The organism is Enterobacteriaceae endosymbiont of Donacia bicoloricornis, assembly GCF_012567955.1.
Lineage (GTDB): Bacteria > Pseudomonadota > Gammaproteobacteria > Enterobacterales > Enterobacteriaceae.
Window position 1 is genome coordinate 386,476 of the sequence record NZ_CP046186.1, and the last position, 7,582, is coordinate 394,057.

Below are 7,582 nucleotides of genomic sequence, written 5' to 3' on the forward strand. Positions count from 1 at the left end.
AGATATAACTAATATTTTATTATTTTTATTTTTAATTATTAATGGAGGTAATATTTCTGCTTTTTCTGATAAAATAATAGATAATTTACCATTTCTATTACATGCTATTAAATCATTAAATTTACATATAAAACCATAACCAGCGCTAGAAGATAAAAGAATTTCTCTATCATTAGATTCCATTAATAAACTTTTAATTATAGATCCTTGTGAAATATTTAATTTTCCATGTAAAGGTTCTCCACTACTACGTGCTGCAGGTAAAGAAAATGGATCAATACTATAACTACGTCCTTTGGAATCTAAAACAACTATTGTTTGATTTTTTTTCCCTTTTACTGAAAGTAAAAAAGAATCTCCTGATTTATAATTTAAATTTAAAGGATCTATTGTATGCCCTTTTGCACATCTTATCCAACCCATTTTAGATAGAATAATCGTAATTGGTTCATTTGAAATTAATTCAGATTCATTTAATAATTTTGCATCTTTTCTTTTTTTGAGTATTGAACGACGTATATTACCATAATTATCTGAAGCTAATAATATTTCTTTTTTTAAAAATAAATTCATATTTTTTTCTGAAAATAATATTTTTTTAATATTTTTATATTTTATTTCTAATTTTTTTTTTTCATCAATCAGTTTTTTTTTTTCTATAAATGAAATAGAACGTAATTTAAAATTTAGTAATGTTTCTATTTGTATATCAGTAAGTTTAAATTTTTTTTTAAAAATATCACTAGGATTTGGATTTAAACGAATAATGTTTATAAATTCTTCTAAATGAGAATAAACGATTAATAACCCTGTAATTATATGTAATCTTTTACATATTTTTTGTAAATTAAAATTTAAACGTTTTTTTACTATTTTTTTTCTAAATATAATCCATTCGGATAATATTTCTATTAAATTTTTTACAGCAGGTTTATTATTTAAACCTATCATATTTAAATTGATACGATAACTTTTTTCTAAATCGGTAGTAAAAAACAAATGATACATAATTTGTTCAATTTTTAAATAATTAAAATTATTACGAATAATAATAATTATCCTAGTAGGATTTTCATAATCAGATTCATCTCTAATTTCGTCAATCATTGGTAATTTTTTATTTCTCATTTGTGTAGTAATTTGTTCAATAATACGTACTCCAGAAATTTGATAAGGTAATGATGTAATAATAATTTTATTATCTTTTGTTTTCCATGATGCTCTTAATTTAATAGAACCTCTACCTTTTTTATAAATTTTATAAATTTCATCTTTAGATGTTATAATTTCACTTCCAGTAGGAAAATCAGGACCTTGAATTATATTTAAAATTTCTTTTAATTTTATTTTAGGAAAGTCAATTAATTTAATTATAGCATTAGATATTTCTTTAATATTATGAGGAGGAATATCTGTTGACATACCTACCGCTATCCCTGTTGATCCATTTAAGATAATATTAGGTAAACATGCAGGTAATATTTTAGGTTCAAATAATGTTCCATCAAAATTTGGTATAAAATTTACAGTTCCTTTTACAATTTCATTTAATAATATATTAGAATATTTTGATAAACGAGCTTCCGTATATCTCATCGCAGCAAAAGATTTAGGATCATCTTGAGAACCCCAATTACCTTGTCCTTCTATTAAAGGATATCTATAAGAAAATGATTGAGCCATTAAAACCATTGCTTCATAACATGCGACATCCCCATGGGGATGATATTTACCAATAACATCACCGATTGTTCTAGCAGATTTTTTAAATTTACACGAATATTTTAATCCTAATTCAGACATAGCATATATAATTCTTCTTTGTACTGGTTTTAATCCATCTCCAATATGGGGTAATGCTCGATCAGATATTACATAAATAGAATAATTTAAATAAGCATGTTCTGCAAATTTATCTAACTGCATAGATTCTGACTCTATTAAATTTTTTTGTACCAATTTATTCATATATAATTTTCCTAATTATAATTTATATAAATTAAACATTTGTTATTATAAAGAAAATTTATAATATTTTAACTATAAAATGAAATTTTTATTTAACTTCAAAATTTAAATAAATTAAATTGAATTTTATAGAATAAATATGTTATTTTTATGCAATAGTATTTTTTTTATGGATATTTTATTATGAAAGATATTTATTTTAAAAATAAAAGATATTTAATAACTCCTAAAGAATTAAAAATTAAATTACCTATCTCTAAAAAAAACAAAGAACAAATATTAAATTCACGTAAAATTATATCAGATATTATTTCAGGTAAAAATCATAAATTATTAATTATTTGTGGACCTTGTTCTATTCATAATATTGATGAAGCAATAGAATATAGTAAATTTTTAAAAAAAATGTTTTCTAAAATTCATAATAATATATACCTTGTTATGAGAGTATATTTTGAAAAACCTAGAACTATTTTAGGATGGAAAGGATTAATTAATGATCCATACATGGATCATTCTTTTAATATAAACAAAGGATTATATTTAGCACGAGAATTGTTAATTAAATTAGTTAAAAATAATATTCCATTAGCAACAGAAATATTAGATCCTAATACATTAAAATATCTTGATGATCTGTTAAGTTGGATAGCTATTGGCGCACGTACTGTAGAATCACAAGTACACAGAGAAATAGCTTCTTCAGTTAATATTCCTGTAGGTTTTAAAAATAATATAGACGGAAATATTTCTTCGGCTATTAATGCAATTCAAGCTTCTGCTATAGAACATCATTTTATTAGTCTAGATAATAATGGTAAAATTTGTATTATTGATACTAAAGGAAATAAAAATTGTCATCTTATTTTAAGAGGGGGTAAAAAACCTAATTACTATAAAGATGATATTTTATCATGTGAACAATCTTTATTAAAAGTAAATTTAAAACCTAAAATTATGATAGATTGTAGTCATGGAAATTCTAATAAAGATTTTAAAAAACAAATTTTAGTTATTCAATCCATAATTTCACAAATTAAAGAAGGAAATAATTCTATTATAGGTATAATGCTTGAAAGTTATATTAAAAACGGAAATCAGATTTTAAATATTCAAAATTATAAAGAATTAAAATATGGAATATCAATTACAGATGGATGTATAGATTTACAAACAACAAAAAATATTTTATATAAAATTAATAATGAATTAGATTTCATTCTTAAAAAACGTTTGTTATAAAATAATATCAATAAAATATAATTATAAAAGATATGTTAAATAAATTAAATTTATTACGTAATGAAATTGATAATTTAGATTTAAAATTATTAAAAATTTTATCAAAAAGATTCGAATTAGTAAAAAAAATAGGAGCAATAAAAAATAAATATGGATTACCCCTTTATGATCCTAAAAGAGAAAAAGATATAATTAATTTAAAAAAAAAAGAAGCAAAAAAAATAGGAATATCTGCTAATTTTATTGAAAAAATATTTTATCGAATTATTAATCAATCATATTCTTATGAAAAAATAAAAATATTTAAAAAAATAAAACCTAATTTTTTAAAAATATTAATTATTAGTTATAATAAAAATATAAGTATTTTATTTAAAGAAATGTTAGCTATAACTGGATATGATGTTTTTTATATAGAAGAAAAAAAAATTAATATTAATAAAATTAATTATTTATTTAAAAAAATAGGTATGATTATCTTAGATGTATCAAAAACATTTTTTGAAAAATTAATTAAAAAATTGGTTTTTTTACCTAAAAATTGTATTTTAATTGATTTATCTCCTATAAAAAAAATATTTATGACGAAAATATTAAAAATATATAAAGGACCTGTCTTAGGTTTATATTTTTTATTTAATTATAAAAAAAATCTTTTATTTAAAGAATCAATAATATATTGTTATGGCCGTAAAGAAAAACATTATATTTGGTTTTTAAAACAAATAGAAATTTGGGGATTAAAAATTAAAAATATGAATATAATCGAACATGATAAATATATTTTTTTTATAGAATCGTTAAAATATTTACATACACTAATGTATAGTATTTTTTTACTAAAAACAAAAATATCTTTAAATAAAATTTTTATTTTATCAAAACCTGTATTTAAATTAAATTCACTAATTGTAAAAAATTTTTTTTCTACAAATCCACAATTATATTTTTATTTAATTAAATATTCTAAAAATAATACTCAAAAAATTAAAAAATATTTAGATTATATTAATAACTTAGTTATTTTAGTTAATAAAGAAAAAAAAATAAAAATAATTGATATTTTTAAGAAAATTAAAAAATTATTAGTAACAAATAAAGAATTTTTATTCTAAAAATTCAAAAAACTTAATATTATTAATATTAAGTTTTTTTCTATTTTTATTTTTTTAAAGATATTTCATTATATGAATATTTTAAAATTTTTTTAACAAAACATGTATTTACACTATTAGGATATTCTTTTAAAAAAATTAAACATCTATTAATAGTAGCTGTATAATTTTTTTTTTTTAAAAAAAAATTTATGATATTTAAATCAAATAATTGTATTCTTTTTCTCATTTTGATTAATTTTTTTTTTAAAATATTAGTATATTTACTTTTAGGAAAATTTTTAATAAATATTTTTGTATCATGAATAGCTAATTTAGTATAAAAAGGATTACAATTATTTCTATTTATGTTAAATAAAATCTGGAGTAAATTATTAGAATCTAAAGATATTTCTGATAAAATTCTAATATAAAAAATATAACTAATAAATGCAGATGAATCATATGATTCAATAAATTCTTCTGATAATTCTAAAACATTTATAAAATCTTTATTAAGATAATTTAAATAAATTAAATAAACTAAAATTTTTTCCGTATACATATTATACGGATAATTAATATATAAATTACTAAATTGTATTAAAGCTTTTTTATATTTTTTATCAACTAAAATTTTTACAGCTTTTAAATATTCATGTTTTAATGAATTTTTTAAAATTTTTTTTTCTGGAATTAAATAATATTCACAATTAGTTGTAAATAATAATAATATACATATTAAAATATTAATAAAAAAAAATTTATTTTTTATAAAAATTTTCATTTTCTTTTTTTCTAAAATTAACATATTCTATTAATATATACTAAATTAATTTTAATAATTAAATATTAAAATATGAAATATCTAAAATTAACACTAAAAGTTTGTTCAAAATATAATAAACAAAGATTAGATGTTTTTCTTACTAAAAAAATTATACAATTTTCGAGATCACAAATAAAAAAAATTATAATTAATAATAATGTAAAAATAAATAATAATATTATAAATATTCCTAAAAAAAAATTTTTTTAGGAGATAAAATTAAATTTTATGCTTTTATTTTAAATAAAGATAATATATGGAAAGCACAGAATTTAAATTTAAATATAATTTATAATGATAAATATATTTTAGTTATAAATAAAATAAATAATTTAGTTGTACATCCTGCTAATAAAAATAAAAATAATACTATTTTTAATTCTTTATTATTTCATTATCCACATTTAAGAGATGTACCCAGAGCAGGTATTGTACATAGATTAGATAAAAATACTACAGGATTAATGATTATAGCAAAAAATATGAATTCGTATATGTTTTTAAAAAAAGAATTAAAAAAACATAATATTATTCGCGAATATGAAACTATTGTAAATGGGATAATAAAAAAAAATGGGATAATTAATTATCCAATAAAACGTGTATATAAAAAAAATTATATTTGTATGGATATTAATCCATTAGGTAAAAAAGCAATAACAAAATATTTTGTAAAAAACATTTTTAAAAATCATACCCATTTAAGAATAAGATTAGAAACAGGTAGAACACATCAAATTAGAGTTCATTTATCTTATATTAAAAATAGTATTGTTGGTGATTTAGTTTATAAACAATGTAAAAATAATTATATAATCAATAATTTTTATAAAAATAAAATCAATCAAATAATCCAAAGACAAGCTTTACATGCTTGTTATTTAAAATTTAAACATCCATTTTTTAACATAAATATTAAATTATATTCAAAATTACCAAATGATATAAATAATTTAATTAATTTTTTAAAAAAAAATAAAATTTAAAAAATAATTTCATTAAAATAAATAATTAGTTTATAATGATAAAATCAAATTTGATCTTTTATTTAATCAAGAGTGATAAAAAATATGATGAATATAAAAAAATATGTATTATTTTTTAGCATGTTCTTTTTATTATTAATTACATCTAGTAATTGTATAGCATCTAAAAAATCATCTGAAATTTTATTTTATGATGTTTTAACAAAAGAAGAACAAAAATTATTTACTAAAGAATTTGGTAAAAAACCAATTATAATTGAATTTTTTTCATTTTTATGTTCACATTGTTATGAACTTCATACAAGTATTAATCAAAAAATTTTAAAAAATAAAATACCAAAAAATGTAAAAATTGTAAGAATTCATTATAATAGAATAGATCAAGAAGATAGTTTATCTAGTATATTAGGTTATGCCTGGGCTGTTGCTAAAATGTTAGACGTAGAAGATCAAGTAATTGGTCCAATTTTTGATGGTGTACATAAAACTGCATCTATTCATGATTATAATTCTATAAAAAGAATTTTTGTAAGAAATACAAAAGTAACAGGACCAATGTTTGATGCAGCATGGAATAGTAATATAGCTAGAATATTATTTGAAAAAGAATATGATTTAATTGAAAAATTTAATATACATTTAGTACCTGATGTATATATTAATAATAAATTTATAGTTAATCTTTCTGGAATATATACCAGCGATAACTATAATTTTTATCAAAATTATATTAATTTAATAAAAAAACTTTTAAAAAGATAATATTGCATAAAAAACAATATATTTTTTAATACATTTATAAATATGAAAAAAAAAATAATTTTAATAGATGGATCATTTTATTTATATCGCGCTTATTATGCTTTACCTAATTTAATGGATACAAATGGTTATCCTACAGGCGCAATATATGGTTTTATTAGAATGTTTAATAAAATTATTAAAATGAACACTAATAGTTATTTTTTAATTGTATTTGATAATAAAGGAACATCTTTTAGAAAAAAGATTTTTAATAAATATAAATCAAAAAGAATAAATATGCCTGATAATTTAGTTATACAAATTAAACCTTTATTCAAAATTATACAGGCAATGGGATATCATATTATATCTATAAAAAATATGGAAGCTGATGATATCATTGGTACTTTATCAAAAAAAGCTGAAAAAAAAGATTTTTTAGTTTTTATCTTTAGTATAGATAAAGATATAGCTCAGTTAGTTAATAAAAATATAAAAATAGTAAATCCTATTAATTATTCTATTTCTGGACCGAAGGAAATATATAAAAAATATGGAGTATACCCAAAATTTATTAGTGATTTATTAGCACTAAGTGGGGATCCTATTGATAATATTCCTGGAGTTCCAGGAATAGGAAATAAAATAAGTAAAAATTTAATAAATAAATTAGGTAATATAAAATATATATATCAAAATATTAATAATATTAATAATAA

The 7,582-nt window shown here is 18.3% G+C and carries 8 protein-coding genes; 6 read left to right on the forward strand and 2 right to left on the reverse strand.

The annotated features are described in order from the left end of the window. The coding region (gene parC, locus GJU03_RS01910) for a DNA topoisomerase IV subunit A (protein WP_168918995.1) at positions 1-1,968 on the reverse strand (1,968 nt) is incomplete at its 3' end. 183 nt (positions 1,969-2,151) lie between these two features. On the opposite strand from parC, the gene GJU03_RS01915 reads away from it, so the two are divergent. Further along, the gene (locus tag GJU03_RS01915; RefSeq protein ID WP_168918996.1) at positions 2,152-3,210 is read left to right on the forward strand and encodes a 3-deoxy-7-phosphoheptulonate synthase; all 1,059 of its coding nucleotides are present in this window, start codon (positions 2,152-2,154) and stop codon (positions 3,208-3,210) included. A 32-nt stretch (positions 3,211-3,242) separates the two neighbouring features. After that, positions 3,243-4,325, forward strand: coding sequence for a bifunctional chorismate mutase/prephenate dehydrogenase (tyrA, locus tag GJU03_RS01920; protein ID WP_168918997.1), 1,083 nt, complete (start codon positions 3,243-3,245; stop codon positions 4,323-4,325). 46 nt (positions 4,326-4,371) lie between these two features. Here tyrA and bamD read toward each other — a convergent pair whose 3' ends face one another. After that, on the reverse strand, positions 4,372-5,091 hold the full coding sequence (gene bamD / locus GJU03_RS01925; RefSeq protein ID WP_168918998.1) for an outer membrane protein assembly factor BamD: 720 nt from the start codon (positions 5,089-5,091) through the stop codon (positions 4,372-4,374). 72 nt (positions 5,092-5,163) lie between these two features. On the opposite strand from bamD, the gene GJU03_RS01930 reads away from it, so the two are divergent. The 4 genes from GJU03_RS01930 to GJU03_RS01945 form a co-directional block, all read left to right on the forward strand. Beyond that, a complete protein-coding gene (locus tag GJU03_RS01930) occupies positions 5,164-5,343 on the forward strand; it encodes a S4 domain-containing protein (RefSeq protein WP_168918999.1) in 180 nt (59 codons plus the stop codon). A gap of 95 nt (positions 5,344-5,438) precedes the next feature. After that, positions 5,439-6,119, forward strand: a complete 681-nt coding sequence (locus tag GJU03_RS01935; protein ID WP_246208766.1) for an RluA family pseudouridine synthase — start codon at positions 5,439-5,441, stop codon at positions 6,117-6,119. Positions 6,120-6,206: 87 nt separating this feature from the next. Next, complete coding sequence (locus tag GJU03_RS01940; RefSeq protein ID WP_168919000.1) at positions 6,207-6,881, forward strand: thioredoxin domain-containing protein; 675 nt, start codon at positions 6,207-6,209, stop codon at positions 6,879-6,881. A gap of 42 nt (positions 6,882-6,923) precedes the next feature. Next, a partial coding sequence (locus GJU03_RS01945) for a 5'-3' exonuclease (RefSeq protein WP_281351259.1) occupies positions 6,924-7,582 on the forward strand: 659 nt, incomplete at its 3' end.

Bases quoted from the DNA above. Each gene is read 5' to 3' on its own strand.
- GJU03_RS01915 (WP_168918996.1), top strand. From the start codon at position 2,152: ATGAAAGATATTTATTTTAAAAATAAAAGATATTTAATAACTCCTAAA.
- tyrA (WP_168918997.1), top strand. From the start codon at position 3,243: ATGTTAAATAAATTAAATTTATTACGTAATGAAATTGATAATTTAGAT.
- bamD (WP_168918998.1), bottom strand. From the start codon at position 5,091: ATGAAAATTTTTATAAAAAATAAATTTTTTTTTATTAATATTTTAATA.
- GJU03_RS01930 (WP_168918999.1), top strand. From the start codon at position 5,164: ATGAAATATCTAAAATTAACACTAAAAGTTTGTTCAAAATATAATAAA.
- GJU03_RS01940 (WP_168919000.1), top strand. From the start codon at position 6,207: ATGAATATAAAAAAATATGTATTATTTTTTAGCATGTTCTTTTTATTA.